General features: G+C 55.1%; 14 protein-coding genes. 8 read left to right on the top strand and 6 right to left on the bottom strand.

Features of this window, described 5'->3' with window-relative positions:
- Positions 1-23: 23 nt before the first annotated feature.
- Both KGP26_RS19980 and fes read right to left on the bottom strand, forming a co-directional pair.
- On the bottom strand, positions 24-230 hold the full coding sequence (locus tag KGP26_RS19980) for an MbtH family NRPS accessory protein (RefSeq protein WP_021807049.1): 207 nt from the start codon (positions 228-230) through the stop codon (positions 24-26).
- A gap of 10 nt (positions 231-240) precedes the next feature.
- Positions 241-1,593, bottom strand: a complete 1,353-nt coding sequence (gene fes / locus KGP26_RS19985; protein ID WP_223664509.1) for an enterochelin esterase — start codon at positions 1,591-1,593, stop codon at positions 241-243.
- 307 nt (positions 1,594-1,900) lie between these two features.
- Between fes and KGP26_RS19990 the strand changes: the two genes are divergently transcribed.
- From KGP26_RS19990 to KGP26_RS20000, 3 genes are all read left to right on the top strand, one after another.
- On the top strand, positions 1,901-4,198 hold the full coding sequence (locus KGP26_RS19990) for a TonB-dependent siderophore receptor (RefSeq protein ID WP_037376376.1): 2,298 nt from the start codon (positions 1,901-1,903) through the stop codon (positions 4,196-4,198).
- A gap of 126 nt (positions 4,199-4,324) precedes the next feature.
- Complete coding sequence (locus KGP26_RS19995) at positions 4,325-4,873, top strand: nucleotidyltransferase family protein (RefSeq protein WP_223501549.1); 549 nt, start codon at positions 4,325-4,327, stop codon at positions 4,871-4,873.
- A gap of 51 nt (positions 4,874-4,924) precedes the next feature.
- On the top strand, positions 4,925-5,374 hold the full coding sequence (locus tag KGP26_RS20000; protein ID WP_021807053.1) for a FlxA-like family protein: 450 nt from the start codon (positions 4,925-4,927) through the stop codon (positions 5,372-5,374).
- Positions 5,375-5,409: 35 nt separating this feature from the next.
- On the opposite strand, the gene KGP26_RS20005 is transcribed toward KGP26_RS20000, so the two are convergent.
- From KGP26_RS20005 to zipA, 3 genes are all read right to left on the bottom strand, one after another.
- On the bottom strand, positions 5,410-5,625 hold the full coding sequence (locus tag KGP26_RS20005) for a DUF3820 family protein (RefSeq protein ID WP_021178683.1): 216 nt from the start codon (positions 5,623-5,625) through the stop codon (positions 5,410-5,412).
- Entirely contained in the window at positions 5,625-7,646 is a 2,022-nt protein-coding gene (gene ligA / locus KGP26_RS20010; RefSeq protein WP_021807054.1) for an NAD-dependent DNA ligase LigA, read from the bottom strand. The genes KGP26_RS20005 and ligA overlap by 1 nt, the downstream gene beginning before the upstream one ends.
- Positions 7,647-7,723: 77 nt before the next feature.
- Positions 7,724-8,680, bottom strand: a complete 957-nt coding sequence (gene zipA / locus KGP26_RS20015) for a cell division protein ZipA (protein ID WP_021807055.1) — start codon at positions 8,678-8,680, stop codon at positions 7,724-7,726.
- Between the two features lie 222 nt (positions 8,681-8,902).
- Here zipA and cysZ point away from each other — a divergent pair, with 222 nt between their 5' ends.
- The 5 genes from cysZ (at position 8,903) to crr (ending at position 13,782) form a co-directional block, all read left to right on the top strand.
- Positions 8,903-9,664, top strand: coding sequence for a sulfate transporter CysZ (gene cysZ / locus KGP26_RS20020; RefSeq protein WP_021178686.1), 762 nt, complete (start codon positions 8,903-8,905; stop codon positions 9,662-9,664).
- A 156-nt stretch (positions 9,665-9,820) separates the two neighbouring features.
- Positions 9,821-10,789 (top strand): cysteine synthase A, encoded by a 969-nt coding sequence (gene cysK / locus KGP26_RS20025; protein WP_021178687.1) that lies wholly within the window; start codon positions 9,821-9,823, stop codon positions 10,787-10,789.
- Positions 10,790-11,191: 402 nt separating this feature from the next.
- Complete coding sequence (ptsH, locus tag KGP26_RS20030) at positions 11,192-11,449, top strand: phosphocarrier protein Hpr (RefSeq protein WP_021178688.1); 258 nt, start codon at positions 11,192-11,194, stop codon at positions 11,447-11,449.
- 46 nt (positions 11,450-11,495) lie between these two features.
- Positions 11,496-13,223, top strand: coding sequence for a phosphoenolpyruvate-protein phosphotransferase PtsI (ptsI, locus tag KGP26_RS20035; protein WP_223664510.1), 1,728 nt, complete (start codon positions 11,496-11,498; stop codon positions 13,221-13,223).
- A gap of 49 nt (positions 13,224-13,272) precedes the next feature.
- Positions 13,273-13,782 carry a PTS glucose transporter subunit IIA gene (crr, locus tag KGP26_RS20040; RefSeq protein ID WP_021807057.1) on the top strand — a complete coding sequence of 170 codons (510 nt, stop codon included), beginning with the start codon at positions 13,273-13,275 and terminating at the stop codon, positions 13,780-13,782.
- A gap of 65 nt (positions 13,783-13,847) precedes the next feature.
- On the opposite strand, the gene pgtP is transcribed toward crr, so the two are convergent.
- Entirely contained in the window at positions 13,848-15,230 is a 1,383-nt protein-coding gene (gene pgtP / locus KGP26_RS20045; RefSeq protein WP_021807058.1) for a phosphoglycerate transporter PgtP, read from the bottom strand.
- Positions 15,231-15,300: the final 70 nt, after the last annotated feature.

Consider the following 15,300-nt stretch of genomic DNA (forward strand, 5'->3'; position numbering starts at 1 on the left):
TGTCGGTTCTTGCTGCGTCTCCATCACGCCTTACGCAGTGATGCGGGCCGCATATCCTGCCAATTCTGTTCTAGCCAGTTGACGCAGTGCTCCCGGGAAGCCGGGCCAAAAACGCTGACCCAACCGGCCGGTATGGCGCTGAAATCCGGCCACAGGCTGTAAAGCAGTTCTTCATTACGCAGGACGTAGCAAATTTGCTGCTCGTCATCGAACGGGTTTAAGGTTTCCATTACTTGCTCCTTAAGCATGAAGAGGGTTGGCGGACGGCTTCCATTCGGCACGGCGGTTGACCAGCTCCGACCAATGCGCTTGCAGACCATCGAGTAAACCGCCGCGCCAGCACAACGCATCGTGCCCGCCCTCCACCAGCCGATACTGCACCTGATGCCCGGCTTCACTTAACAGGGCCGCCATACGGTCATTCACCCGGTGGACCAGCTTTTCATGCGCCCCGGCCTCTAAAAATACCTTCAGCTTGCCGCGCGCACCCAACTGCCCGTCTTCTACCTGGCGGATCAACCAGCAGGCATCCTCGGGCACGGTGGGCAGTTGCAACATATCGCGGCGTGGCCACCAGAACGAGCCCGATTGGCTGATGGTGGCACCAAAATATTCCGGCCAGCGCAGGCCAGCATAGAGCGAACCCAAGCCACCAAAGCTTTGCCCTGCAACTACGGTGTTGGCAGCCTCACGGCTGTGCGGAGCCCAGTCGGCCAATTGCGGTAATAACTCTTCCTGTAGGGCCAACCAAAACTCATCGTTGCAGGTCAGTTCCCGTGCGCGGTGTTGCTGGTCAATCACGTCGATCAGCAGATAGACCGCCTCCGGCAGTTGGCCAGTACGCGTCAGTTGCATCAGCGGATCCCAGACCGGCATCTGATTGGCCCAGAATTGGCCGTCCAGCAAAATAGCCAATGGCCGCGCCGCCGGGTTACTTTCACCGGTGGAGTAGATCCAGACGTGGCGGGAGGTTCCCAATCGCTGGCTATGCCAGGTATGCCGTTGCAGTTTGGCAGGCGGTGCTGGCGTACAGCGGCCGCTGGTCACGGCATAGTTGTCAAAGTCCCGCCAGGCCGGTTGTTGGGGAGCCTGTGGCATATGCAAGCCGGAAAGCGTGTGCCCCCCGACTCCAGGCCAGGCGCGGTAAGGATTAAGCAGATCGTGAGTTGCGTGGGCAAACACCTGGTGCCACCAGTGGCGAATAGAAAGCATGTTGGCGTGAGAATTGTCCCCCTGCGGTTCGAAGGGACGATCCTCCATGCAGGGGATAAAGCAGTAGCTGCCGCGCCAGTCGCCTTGCAGCTCGGTTTGCCAATACCAGACGTCCGAACCCGCAAGCCGTTGCAGGCTCTGCGGGGGCGACGCTTGGTGATGATCGGTGAGGCAGTTGATATGGATCCAGACTCGTTGATAAGCCGAGGTCAGTTCGCCACCCTGAGGGTCGCGCCACAAGAACGTCACCTTCCATCGCCCATTATCCTGCGGTTCCACCAAGGGGGTACCACGCCGGGCGATATCCAGCCACCAACCGTGGCTCCCTGCATGCTTGCTCGCCAATAACGTACTGCTTGCTGGTTGTTGTTCAGTTTTCAAAACGCCCACTCATTGTGTTGTTGGCAAGGCACGCCGTGCGACTCACCGGTTCCCAAATGCCAAACGGCACAAGGAATACTATTGATAATTATTTGCATTTGCAATAGTGTATACAGGCTCGAAATAGAGCGGGCATTCTTCAACAGGGATGGATGCCGAATTATTGAGCGGGATCTTGCTGCCAGTCAGCCTGGCCTCTGGGTTTCGTTACTATTTTCGACTACACAATAAAACTACAACAAACCGTTCCGTTACCGGTTGTCACACAGCGCCGCATCAGGAAGGGTTGTTAGGTAGGAACCTCAAAATGAATCGGAAGTTATCTCGTTATTCTTTAGCCACACTCATCGGGTTAGGATTGGGCACATCTGCATTTTCCGTTACGGTCAATGCCGAGCAAACGGCCACCACCTCAGACAGCGCCGCGCTGGCTGAGAAAAGCAAAAAAGAATCCGCCTCTGAAGATGTCATCGTCGTCACCGCCGCCAAACAAAACCTTCAAGCTCCCGGCGTTTCCACCATCACTGCCGAAGAAATCCAAAGACGCCCTCCCGCCCGTGATATCAATGAGCTGATCCGTACCATGCCAGGGGTCAACCTGACCGGTAACTCCACCAGCGGCCAGCGGGGCAACAACCGCCAACTCGATATTCGTGGCATGGGGCCAGAAAATACCCTGATCCTGATCGACGGCAAACCGGCCAGCAGCCGTAACTCGGTGCGCCAAGGCTGGCGCGGCGAGCGTGATACCCGTGGCGATACTGCCTGGGTACCGCCGGAGATGATCGAGCGTATCGAGGTGCTGCGTGGCCCAGCGGCTGCCCGCTATGGTAACGGCGCGGCAGGTGGCGTGGTCAACATCATCACCAAAAAAGCTGGCCAGGACCTGCACGGTACACTGAACGGTTATTTCAACGTACCGCAACATAAGGAAGAAGGCGCCACCAAGCGTACCGATTTCAGCCTTTCCGGTCCGTTAAGCGATCAGTTGAGCTTCCGTCTGTTCGGTGGCTACAGCAAAACGCAGGCCGACGCCTGGGATATCAACCAGGGGCATCAGTCCGAGCGTACCGGCACCTATGCCAATACTTTACCTGCCGGTCGCGAAGGGGTGATCGACAAAAATATCGATGCCTTGCTGAGCTGGGAATTCGCCCACCTGCAGACCTTGGATTTCCAATATGCCTATGGCCGCCAGGGTAACCTGTACGCCGGGGATACCCAGAACACCAACACCAATGCGCTGGTGCAGAGCAACTACGGTAAAGAAACCAACCGTATGTATCGTGAAACCTATGCGGTCAATTATCGTGGCGCATGGGATAGTGGCGTTAGCACCAACAACTACGTCCAGTTTGAGCGCACGCGCAATACTCGTTTAGCCGAAGGGTTGGCCGGTGGCCTGGAAGGGATCTTCGCCAACGACAGTTACAACACCACCCGTCTGGACGATTTCCTGGCCCACAGTGAAATCAGCATTCCGTTCGATATGTGGGTGCCACAAACCGCCACGCTGGGTACCGAGTGGAACCAGCAGAAGATGAAAGATCCTTCTTCGACCACCCAATCGCTAACCGGCACTAATACCGGGGGAGCGATCCCAGGTACCGATAGTAGCAACCGCAGCCCGTATTCCTCCGCGGATATCTTCTCGCTATTTGCCGAAGATAATATCGAGCTGACCGATACCACAATGCTGACTCCAGGCCTACGTTACGATCATCACTCCATGGCCGGTAACAACTGGAGCCCGTCGCTTAACCTGTCACAGGAATTGGGCGATCTGTTTACCCTGAAAATGGGTATCGCTCGCGCCTACAAAGCACCTAACCTGTTCCAGAGCAACGGCGATTACATTCTCTACAGCAAAGGCCAGGGCTGTGCTGCCAGCGCAACGGGAACCGGCTGCTATCTGATGGGTAATGACGATCTTAAGGCCGAGAACAGCATCAACAAAGAGATCGGGCTGGAATTCCACCATGAAGGCTGGCTGGCAGGTATCACCTACTTCCGTAACGATTACCGCAACAAGATCGAAGCGGGCTATTCGCCAACGGCCTCTAACACCAGTAAAACCGATATCTATCGCTGGGAGAACGTGCCGAAAGCGGTGATCCAGGGTCTGGAAGGTACGTTGAACGTGCCGGTGAGCGAAACGGTAGCCTGGAATAATAACGCCACCTATATGATTGAGAACGAGAATAAAACCACCGGTGATTACCTGTCGATTATTCCCAAGTTCACCATCAACTCTACCCTGAGCTGGCAGGCCACGCAGGATCTGTCTTTGCAGACCACCGCGACCTGGTATGGCCGTCAAAAGCCGAAGAAATACAACTACCGTGGGGAGCCAACCACCGGGCCGGAAACTCGTGAGGTCAGCCCTTACGCAATCTTTGGCCTGAGCGGCACCTATGCGTTGACTAAAAATATCAGCGTAACAACGGGGATCGAGAACCTGTTCGACAAACGCCAGTTCCGTTCCGGTAACTCGCAAAACGTGGGTAACCCAGTCACCGGGGCCGTCAATATCTATGGAGCCGGGGCGGCAACCTATAACGAACCGGGCCGGACTTACTTTATGAGCCTGAATACCCAGTTCTAAATGTATGCTACCGAGCCAATCTCAGCGCGGCGCTTATGCCGCGCTTTTTTTTTGCCGTTTTCCACACTCATCCCGATCCCGCTGCTGCCCATTTCGGGTTAGAGTAACGCTGACAAAGGAGAAATGATGGATCCACAGCAACAAATTATTGATTGGTTACGCCAAGACAGCGAACGTATGCAGATATTAGCCACCGCCCGGCGGCTCGGGCTGAACGATTGGTGCCTTGGCGCAGGCTTTGTGCGTAATCTGGTGTGGGACCGGCTGCATGGTTTTACAACCAGCACGCCGCTCAACGATATCGATGTGATCCATTTCGATGCGCGCCATAGCGATGCCGAGCGCGACCAGATGCTGGAGTCCCGCCTGTTGGAGTGGTCAGCACAACCCTGGTCGGTTAAGAATCAGGCGCGTATGCACCTGCGTAGTCACCGCGCCCCCTATCGCGACAGCGAAGACGCCATCAGTTATTGGACGGAAATCGAAACCGCCGTGGGTGCCAGATTGCAGGCCGATGGCAGCATCCAGCTCGTCGCCCCTTTTGGCCTACAGGCGCTGTTCAACCACAGCATCACCTTCAACCCCAAGAGCAACAACCTGGCCGCTTTCGAACAGCGCGTGGTGGAGAAACAGTGGCTCGAACTCTGGCCACAGCTAAAGCTGACGCCAAGGTAAAGTTTTGCCGCGATTTGCCGATACCTCTGACAAGCTACCTGGGAGGATCGCATGTCGACCAACATTACCATGATGGTGCCCATCAAGAACCCGATTGCCGGAGTCCGTGAGGTGTTTACCGCCACGGGTAAAGGCGGGGCTGCACTGATGTCGGCACCGGTTAACAATGCCCCTGAAGGGGAGAAATCCAAGAAAACCGATAATGATGCGCCAGTGACCCCAAAAGATAGCAGCGCGGCGTCACGTATTGCAGCGCTGTATAAGCAGATCCAGAACCTGCAGCAAAAGCTGATCGAACTGAAAGACTCGGGTGGCGACACTCAAGAGATCGAACAACAAAAACAGCTGATCATGAGCCAGATCGAAATGCTCCAGGCTGAGATCGCGCGCATTCAGAAACAAGAAATGGAAAAACAGCAGCAAGAGCAGATGGCCAAGGCCATGAGCGGTGATGGCGTGAACCGCCCAACCGCCGCCAACGCCGTGGACGTTTATATCTGAGATGAAGGGCGCAACAGGGCGTTACGCCCATCGACTCAGCTTTTCTTCAGGGGTTTGATCAGGTGATCCAGCCCTTCAATTTTAATCGCCAACGTCATTTCCATCAGCATTCCCAACCTGCCGTTGGGGAATTCGCCCTTACGGGCGAACCATAGCAGATACTCTTCCGGCAGGTCGATCAGCACCCTGCCCTGGTATTTGCCAAAGGGCATCACGGTGTTGGCGATTTCGATCAGGTTCTCTTTTTCCATCAGGCCCCCAGCAGGCGGATCATCTCCGCCTCGTCGATCACCTCGATCCCCAGTTCCTGTGCCTTGACCAGCTTGGAGCCGGCAGCCTCACCGGCAATCACCAGATCGGTTTTCTTGGATACGCTGCCGCTGACCTTGGCCCCCAGCGCCGTCAGCCGATCTTTGGCTTCATCGCGGGAGAGCTGGCTGAGAGATCCGGTCAGCACCACGGTTTTACCGGCAAATGGGCTGTCGATCTCTTCGGCAACTACCACCACCGGCGCAGGCCAGTTAATGCCGATTTCCGGGCTGGTCAGCTCTGCTATCACCTGCTGGTTATGTGCTTCAGCAAAGAAGTTCACCACGTGACTGGCCACCACCTCGCCCACGTCCGGCACCTGTTTTAACGCGTCCAGATCGGCCTCTCGCAGCTTCTCCAACGAGCCAAAATGCGCCGCCAGTCCGGCTGCCGTGGCCTCTCCTACCTCACGAATACCCAACGCATACAGGAATCGGGCAAAGGTAGTCTGTTTGGCGTTGGTCAAGGCATTGACCAGATTCTGTGCCGATTTGGGCCCCATGCGATCCAGCCCGGTGAGAATACCGGCGGAAAGACGGAACAGATCGGCTGGCGTTTTGACATATTCTTTATCGACCAGCTGTTCGATAATTTTATCGCCCATGCCGTCAACGTCCATCGCCCGGCGGGAAACGAAGTGCTTCAGCGCCTCTTTACGCTGGGCACCGCAGATCAGCCCGCCGGTACAACGCGCAATGGCTTCGCCTTCCACCCGTTCCACATCGGAACCGCACACCGGGCAATGCAGTGGGAATACCACTTCACGCGCGTCCTGCGGGCGGCGATCTTCGATCACCCCGACCACTTTCGGGATCACATCCCCGGCACGGCGTACGATCACCGTGTCGCCGATGCGCAGGCCAAGGCGTTCGATTTCATCAGCATTATGCAGCGTGGCGTTACTGACTATCACCCCGGCGACCAAAACTGGCTCAAGGCGCGCGACCGGCGTAATCGCACCGGTACGCCCGACCTGGAACTCCACTTCCCGCACCACGGTGATCTGCTCTTGTGCCGGGAATTTGAACGCCGTAGCCCAACGCGGTGCGCGAGCAACAAAGCCCAGAGATTCTTGCAGATCGATATCGTCGATCTTCACCACCACGCCGTCGATATCAAAGCCAAGGTTGATGCGGTCCTGCTCTACCTGACGATAAAACGCCAGCACCTCATCGCTACCGGTGCAAAGCTTGACGCGATCGCTCACCGGCAAGCCCCAGGCTTTGAACTGCATCAGGCGTTGCCAATGGCTGCGCGGCAATTCGCCCCCTTCCAGCAGGCCAACGCCATAGCAGAAGAAGGTCAGCGGACGCTTGGCCGTGATACGCGGATCAAGCTGACGCAGGGAGCCTGCTGCGGCGTTACGCGGGTTGGCGAAGATTTTGCCGTCTTTGCGGCGCGCCTCTTCGTTCATCTGCTCAAAGCCGGCATGCGGCATAAAGACTTCACCACGCACTTCCACCCGGCGCGGGATATTGTCGCCGGTCAGGCGCAGCGGGATGGCGCGGATAGTGCGCACATTAGAGGTGATATTTTCCCCGGTGGTACCGTCACCACGCGTGGAGGCACGCACCAGCTCGCCATCTTCATACAGCAGGCTGACGGCCAACCCGTCCAGCTTCAGCTCACAGCAGAAGGTCAGTGGCTCGTTGCTTTTCAGGCGATCCTGCACGCGCTTGTAAAACGCCAGATAGCTCTCTTCATCAAAGACGTTGTCCAACGACAGCATCGGCACTTCATGACGCACCTGATCAAACGCCGCCAAGGGGGCGGCCCCGACGCGCTGCGTCGGCGAATCGGCGGTGATCAGCTCAGGATGGGCTTCTTCCAGCTCACGCAGCTCACGCATCAGGCGATCGTATTCCACATCCGGGATCTCCGGCGCATCGAGTACGTGATACTGATATTCGTGATGGCGCAATGAGGTGCGTAGTTGATTGATTGTTTCGTTAATCGATGCCATGGCTCACCATCAAAGATAAAAAACCCCCGGCTGGCGGGGGTTCTGGATTACGGATTATGCAGTGCACAGGCAACCGGTCAGGCGTTGTTTTCCAACACTTCGCGGATGCGTGCTTTATAGGTTTCCAGCTTTTGCGGGGTCATCATGCGGCGCTCGTCGTCAAGCACCACGCCGCCCACATCGTCGGCAATACGTTGTGCCGATTGCAGCATCAGCTTGAAGTTCTGATTGGCGTCGCCGTAAGACGGCACCATCATAAACATCGATACGCCCGGCGTGGAGAAATCGGACATCATTTCCGGATCGAATGAGCCAGGCTTGACCATATTGGCCAGGCTGAACAGCACGGGGCCACTGCCTGCCGGGCTGATATGGCGATGGAAGATCCCCATTTCACCAAATTGGAAGCCCGCCTGCAGTACGCTCTGCAGTAACACCTCCCCCCCGATCACACCGCCTTGATGAGCTGCAACGTGCAGCACCAATACGGTCTCCTGCAGTTTTGCCGGTTTCAACGGTTCCGGCGCTGGCTGCGGTTCACGCACAGGCTCTGCATGCTGGAAGGCTGGCTCTGGTGCAGGAGCGGTAGCCGGGGGCATATCGTCAACGCGCGGCTCACGACGCACAACAGGTTGCTGCGGCTCTTCGTCCTCGTCCTGGGCATAGTTATCCAGCAGGATGTCATCGTAATCCGGCCGCTGGGAGAGCGGCGCGGGCTGGGCTGGCCGAGGCGCAGGTTGAGCTGCTGGAGCTGGCCTTGGTGCAATCACCGGCTCTTCGCGTGCGACATCGATATGACCCATTGATGGCTCATCCTCAACTTCTGCGCGAGTGGCACGGATACGTACCTCTCCCACGCTTTCGGCAGGATCATCAAGTGGTGTAGGTTCACGCTCATTTTTCGAGCGTTTGGCTGGGCGATCGCGAAAAAGGGACGAGCGTTCCTTACGGCTGGTCCAAAGACCATGTAATAACAACGCTATTATGGCGATCGCGCCAACAACGATTAATATCAGACGCAAATCCTGCATCATTGCTATCTCTGTTGTTCCAAGACATTGCCACCGCGGCAAACATTCACTCTTTAACTCTATTTGCCCACAGGCACAAGTGCAAGTCCGTGCTGAACTTTATGCCAATAAAGATGATTATTCGGCATTTTTTTGCTGTTTTTTCAGCCAATGTGGCTCTAGCCAGTGGAAAATCAACCCTATATGATAGCTTGGCCTGTTTAGCCAAAGAGAAAATCTTAAGATATGTCCTATGTGCCTCCCCCTGTCGGATCCACCAACGGCTTCCATTATTTTGCCCAAGGATGGCGCCTGATTTCGCGCCCGGGTATTAAACGCTATGTCGTCCTGCCGTTGCTGGTGAACGTGCTGCTGATGGGCTCTGCCTTCTGGTGGCTGTTCAGCCAACTGGGCGACTGGATCCCGAGCATGATGAGCCATGTGCCAAGCTGGCTACAGTGGCTAAGTTATTTACTCTGGCCGATGGCGGTCATCTCCGTGCTGTTGGTGTTCAGTTACCTGTTCAGTACCATCACCAACCTGATCGCCGCCCCGTTTTGCGGGCTGCTGGCGGAACAGCTCGAAGGCAGCCTGACCGGCAAACCGTTGCCGGATACCGGTATGCTCGGCGTGGTCAAAGATCTGCCGCGCATCATGTCCCGTGAATGGCGCAAGCTGATGTATTACCTGCCACGCGCGCTGGGCCTGCTGTTGCTCTATTTTATACCGGGCATCGGCCAAACGCTGGCTCCGGTGCTGTGGTTCCTGTTCAGCGCCTGGATGCTGGCCATTCAATACTGCGATTATCCGTTTGATAACCACAAGGTCAGCTTCGCCGAGATGCGCCAGGCGTTGCGGCAGCACAAAACCGACAACCTACAGTTTGGTGCGTTGGTCAGCCTGTTCACCATGATCCCCATCCTCAATCTGGTGATCCTGCCAGTGGCGGTCTGCGGTGCCACGGCGATGTGGGTCGACCGTTATCGTGCACAATTTGTTCGTCACTAACGGCTTTATTTGGGGGCGCTTCGTGCGCCCTTGCTATTGTGATTAAAACTTATTCTCTAATAACATATCGATATACCAATTCTTTACTTCCCTGCCGAGACCGTTAGCGTATGCTTTCGATGTTCCCTACATTTCATAGAGTTATAAGGACGGGCCATGAGCAAGATTTACCAAGACAACTCATTAACAATCGGCCATACGCCGCTGGTTCGTCTGAACCGTATCGGCAACGGACGCATTCTCGCCAAGGTTGAATCTCGCAACCCGAGCTTCAGCGTCAAATGCCGCATCGGTGCCAATATGATTTGGGATGCCGAAAAGCGTGGCATTCTGAGCGCAGGCAAAGAGCTGGTGGAGCCAACCAGCGGCAACACCGGTATCGCTCTGGCGTTTGTCGCCGCGGCGCGGGGTTACAAGCTCACGCTGACCATGCCGGAAACCATGAGCATCGAACGTCGTAAACTGCTCAAGGCGCTGGGTGCCAATCTGGTGCTGACCGAAGGTGCCAAAGGCATGAAAGGGGCGATCGCCAAGGCCGAAGAGATTGTGGCCACCGATCCGAACCGCTACATCCTGCTGCAACAGTTCAGCAACCCGGCCAACCCGGAAATCCACGAACAAACCACCGGCCCGGAAATCTGGGAAGATACCGATGGCGAGGTCGATGTCTTTATCGCGGGCGTCGGCACTGGCGGTACACTGACCGGCGTCAGCCGCTTTATCAAGAACACCAAGGGCAAGGCTATCACCACAGTGGCGGTTGAACCAACCGACTCACCGGTCATCAGCCAGGCATTGGCAGGCCAGGAAATCAAACCCGGCCCGCACAAAATCCAGGGCATTGGTGCCGGTTTCATTCCGGGCAACCTGGATCTGAGCCTGGTTGACCGCGTCGCGCAGATCACCAACGACGAGGCCATCAGCATGGCACGACGCCTGATGGAAGAAGAAGGCATCCTGGCCGGGATTTCTTCCGGTGCCGCCGTGGCGGCCGCCGTCAAACTTTCCGAAGAAGCCGACTTTACCGACAAGACAATTGTGGTTATTCTGCCTTCATCAGGTGAGCGCTACTTGAGCACCGCTTTGTTTGCCGATCTGTTCACCGAACAGGAACTGCAGCAATAGCGCAAACAGTGCACAAATAGCTAAAAAAGCACCTATTCAGGTGCTTTTTTTGTGGACTGGATCAAAGTTTACACCACTCAACGATTGATTTTCACCGCTGGCTTTAGTATTTAACCGGTCAATTATTTCGATGCGCAAAATTAATCACCTTCCTGCCATTGTTTGAGCTGAATCGATTTACTCATTTGTTGCTCCAGCGAAAAACACGGCATAATGGGGAGCTGATTGAAACAACGCCAGATGCTCGGATTTTTTGATCTGAAATGCTTAAAGCGTCGTTTTATGTTGCATCCATGCTCGCCCCTGTACCATAGTCAGGCGCTAACCAGACAAGCTAAAATCACGCCGTTAGGCTAAACTTTAGCTCCACAACCTTAAATCCGATAAGTTGGGGAAACATCAATGTTCCAGCAAGAAGTGACTATCACCGCTCCGAATGGTCTGCACACTCGCCCTGCCGCTCAGTTCGTAAAAGAAGCCAAAGGCTTCGCGTCTGACATCACCGTGACTTCCAACGGCAAGAGCGCTAGCGCCAAAAGCCTGTTTAAGCTGCAAACTCTGGGCCTGACCCAAGGAACAGTAGTCACCATCGAAGCCGTTGGTGAAGACGAGCAGAAAGCCGTTGAGCACTTGGTAAAACTGATGGCAGAGCTTGAGTAATCGGCCCGTCTTTTTAGTTAACACCAGTCAAGAGTAAGGTAGGGTTATGATTTCAGGCATTTTAGTATCACCGGGTATCGCTTTTGGTAAGTCTCTCTTGCTGAAGGAAGATGAGATTGTCATCAACCGGAAAAAAATCTCTGCAGACCATGTAGAGCAGGAAATCTCACGTTTTCTGGCAGGCCGCGCCAAAGCGTCTGAACAGCTGGAAGTAATCAAAACCAAGGCAGGCGAGACCTTCGGCGAAGAAAAAGAAGCGATCTTCGAAGGCCACATCATGCTGTTGGAAGACGAAGAGCTTGAGCAGGAAATCATAGCCCTCATCAAAGACGATCTGGCGTCTGCCGATGCGGCAGCCTACACCGTGATCGAAGGCCAGGCGAAAGCGCTGGAAGAATTAGACGACGAATACCTGAAAGAGCGCGCGGCTGACGTGCGTGATATCGGTAAGCGTCTGTTGCAAAACATCCTGGGCCTGGCGATTGTCGATCTGACCGCCATTCAGGATGAGGTGATCCTGGTCGCGAAGGACCTGACACCGTCAGAAACCGCACAGTTGAACCTGGACAAAGTGCTGGGCTTCATCACCGATCTGGGTGGCCGTACTTCCCACACCTCGATCATGGCTCGCTCCCTGGAACTGCCTGCTATCGTTGGCACCAGCGACGTGACCACCCAGGTAAAAAACGGCGATTACCTGATCCTGGATGCGGTTAACAACAAGATTTACGTCAACCCGACGGCCGAGGTGATTGAACAGCTGAAAGCGGTTCATACCCAATACGTCACCGAGAAAAACGATCTGGCCAAGCTGAAAGACCTGCCGGCGATCACGCTGGACGGGCATCAGGTTGAAGTCTGTGCCAACATCGGTACCGTGCGCGACGTCGCCGGTGCAGAGCGCAATGGCGCCGAAGGTGTCGGCCTGTATCGTACCGAATTCCTGTTCATGGACCGCGACTCACTGCCAACCGAAGACGAGCAGTTCTCGGCTTACAAGGCCGTTGCGGAAGCCATGGGGTCACAGGCAGTCATCGTCCGTACCATGGACATCGGCGGCGATAAAGACCTGCCGTACATGAACCTGCCAAAAGAAGAGAACCCGTTCCTGGGCTGGCGCGCGATCCGTATCGCGATGGACCGCCGGGAAATCCTGCACGCTCAGCTGCGCGCCATCCTGCGTGCCTCTGCTTTCGGTAAACTGCGCATCATGTTCCCGATGATCATCTCGGTGGAAGAAGTGCGCGATCTGAAGGGCGAGCTGGAAACGCTGAAAGCGCAGCTGCGTGAAGAAGGCAAAGCCTTTGACGAGAGCATTGAAGTGGGCGTAATGGTGGAAACACCGGCCGCGGCAGTGATTGCTCGCCACCTGGCGAAAGAAGTCGACTTCTTTAGTATTGGGACAAACGATTTAACCCAGTATACTCTGGCAGTAGATCGCGGCAACGAGCTGATTTCTCATCTCTATAACCCGATGTCCCCATCAGTGCTTGGCCTGATCAAACAGGTTATTGATGCATCTCACGCAGAAGGCAAGTGGACCGGTATGTGCGGCGAGCTGGCTGGCGATGAGCGTGCTACACTGTTGCTTTTGGGCATGGGGCTGGATGAGTTCAGCATGAGTGCGATTGCAATCCCGCGCATCAAGAAAATTATTCGTAATACCAATTTCGAAGATGTGAAGGCATTGGCAGCGCAGGCCTTGGAACAACCAACGGCACAGGATTTGATGAACTGCGTCAATAAGTTCATCGAAGAAAAAACGCTCTGCTAAAATTCCACGACACTGGAACGCCGCCCAATTTAATGCTTAGGAGAAGATCATGGGTTTGTTCGATAAACTGAAGTCTCTGGTTTCTGATGACAAGAAAGACATGGGCACTATCGAGATCGTCGCTCCACTTTCTGGCGAAATCGTCAATATCGAAGATGTACCGGACGTCGTATTCGCCGAGAAGATCGTTGGCGACGGCATTGCTATCAAACCTGCTGGCAACAAAATGGTTGCTCCGGTTGACGGCACTATCGGTAAAATTTTCGAAACCAACCATGCGTTCTCTATCGAATCTGATAGCGGCATTGAGCTGTTCGTGCACTTTGGTATCGACACCGTTGAACTGAAAGGCGAAGGCTTCAAACGCATCGCGGAAGAAGGTCAGCGCGTCAAGAAAGGCGATGTGATTATCGAGTTCAATCTGGCCCTGCTGGAAGAGAAAGCCAAGTCTACCCTGACTCCGGTGGTTATCTCCAACATGGACGAGATCAAAGAGCTGATCAAACTGTCCGGCAGCGTCACCGTTGGCGAGACCCCGATCATCCGCATCAAGAAGTAATCGCGGTTCGATCGTAAAAATGGCGCCTTTATCGGCGCCATTTTTTTATCCAAGACTTCTAAGCCCTACTGCGCTACCAGCGGTTCCGCTTGTAGCTCCTGTTGCTGTCTTTCACGCTCCAAGGCCAATACGCCACGATGTGACAGATAGCAGAACAAGATGCAGCACACCACGCCGCCCATCAGCAGATAAAAGCCGCCATGCCACCCCATGTTATCGACCATCACGCCAAACAGGCTGGTGCCCAGCGTAGCCCCAAAGATATAGCTCATAAAGCCGCGCAGGCCAACGGCGGAGCCGACAGCAAAGCTGGGAACGATCTCCATCGTCTGTACCGAAGCCAGGAACTGTGGCACATAGATCAGGCAACCGACGATCGCAGCAAAGATGGTGACCATCAACAGCGAGTCACTCTTCCAGTAACCAATCAGGCAGATGAAAATCATCACCATGCAGATCATCGCCAGCGGCATACGGCGTCCCTTGAACAGCTTATCCGACAGCCACCCAGCCAACAGTGTGGACGGGATCGCAGCCCATTCGAAGAACAGAAAGGCGATGCTCATCTGCTCTTTGGAGAAATGCTTTTCGGTGAGCAGGTAAATAGGCAGCCAGCTGATCATGCCAAAGCGCACCATGTAGACAAATACGTCCACCAGCGAGACATACCAGGCATTTTTATTACGCAGAACATAGGTACAGAAGATCTGGAAGGCGCTCATATTTTCCGGCGCCTGTTCCTGTACACCGGTTTTCACCCTGACGGTTTCTTCCGGCATCATTTGTTCCAAGGCAGGCAGACCTTCGCTGCGCGGGGAACCTTTACCCAGCCATAGCACCACCAACGCAAACAACACTGCTACACCTGCTGGGACGATGTAGCTGGCGCTCTGCCAGTGTTCACTACCCAATACCGCAAAAGCCACGCCGACGATGGGGGCAACTACCCCACCGCCGATATTGTGGGATATATTCCAAAATGCGCCAACGCGGCCACGCTCACGGCGTGGGAACCAGTTGGCAATGGTAATGAACGAAGGCCCTACTCCCATCCCCTGAAACAGGCCGTTAAACACCACCAATGCGGCAAAGACCCAGAAGGCAGTGCTGAACCCCAAACCGACGTTGACGATGGCACACAGCACCAGGCCACAAGCCATAAACACTTTAGGGTTGGCCTTATCGGCCAGGCTGCTCATCACCCCTTTGCTGATGCCGTAGGCAATCAGCATGCAACTGCTCAACATGCCGATCTGCGTCGCACTCAGATCCAGATGCTCTTTCAGGTAGGGCGTCGAAAGGGTGAAGTTGTTACGCACGATGTAATAGGCCAGGTAGCCCAAAAAGACGCTCAGTAACGCTTGCATGCGATAACGCTGGTAGGTTGCCTGCACCTGTTCTGGCGGAACACGCTTCGCCGCCGCGCTAGGTTTTAATAATGAAAACATGTTATTCCCCTGTGAGGTTTATCTGTACTGGCTCGATGCGCCTGCTATTTATTAATAACGCTCGCAGCGG

The organism is Serratia sp. JSRIV002 (genome assembly GCF_019968725.1).
GTDB classification, from domain to species: Bacteria; Pseudomonadota; Gammaproteobacteria; order Enterobacterales; family Enterobacteriaceae; genus Chania; species Chania fonticola_B.

Excerpts from the sequence above, each read along its gene's own strand:
- KGP26_RS19995 (WP_223501549.1), top strand. The coding sequence starts at position 4,325 with ATGGATCCACAGCAACAAATTATTGATTGGTTACGCCAAGACAGCGAA.
- cysK (WP_021178687.1), top strand. The coding sequence starts at position 9,821 with ATGAGCAAGATTTACCAAGACAACTCATTAACAATCGGCCATACGCCG.
- zipA (WP_021807055.1), bottom strand. The coding sequence starts at position 8,680 with ATGATGCAGGATTTGCGTCTGATATTAATCGTTGTTGGCGCGATCGCC.
- cysZ (WP_021178686.1), top strand. The coding sequence starts at position 8,903 with ATGTCCTATGTGCCTCCCCCTGTCGGATCCACCAACGGCTTCCATTAT.
- pgtP (WP_021807058.1), bottom strand. The coding sequence starts at position 15,230 with ATGTTTTCATTATTAAAACCTAGCGCGGCGGCGAAGCGTGTTCCGCCA.
- ptsH (WP_021178688.1), top strand. The coding sequence starts at position 11,192 with ATGTTCCAGCAAGAAGTGACTATCACCGCTCCGAATGGTCTGCACACT.
- KGP26_RS20005 (WP_021178683.1), bottom strand. The coding sequence starts at position 5,625 with ATGGAAAAAGAGAACCTGATCGAAATCGCCAACACCGTGATGCCCTTT.
- KGP26_RS19980 (WP_021807049.1), bottom strand. The coding sequence starts at position 230 with ATGGAAACCTTAAACCCGTTCGATGACGAGCAGCAAATTTGCTACGTC.
- crr (WP_021807057.1), top strand. The coding sequence starts at position 13,273 with ATGGGTTTGTTCGATAAACTGAAGTCTCTGGTTTCTGATGACAAGAAA.
- ptsI (WP_223664510.1), top strand. The coding sequence starts at position 11,496 with ATGATTTCAGGCATTTTAGTATCACCGGGTATCGCTTTTGGTAAGTCT.
- ligA (WP_021807054.1), bottom strand. The coding sequence starts at position 7,646 with ATGGCATCGATTAACGAAACAATCAATCAACTACGCACCTCATTGCGC.
- KGP26_RS20000 (WP_021807053.1), top strand. The coding sequence starts at position 4,925 with ATGTCGACCAACATTACCATGATGGTGCCCATCAAGAACCCGATTGCC.
- KGP26_RS19990 (WP_037376376.1), top strand. The coding sequence starts at position 1,901 with ATGAATCGGAAGTTATCTCGTTATTCTTTAGCCACACTCATCGGGTTA.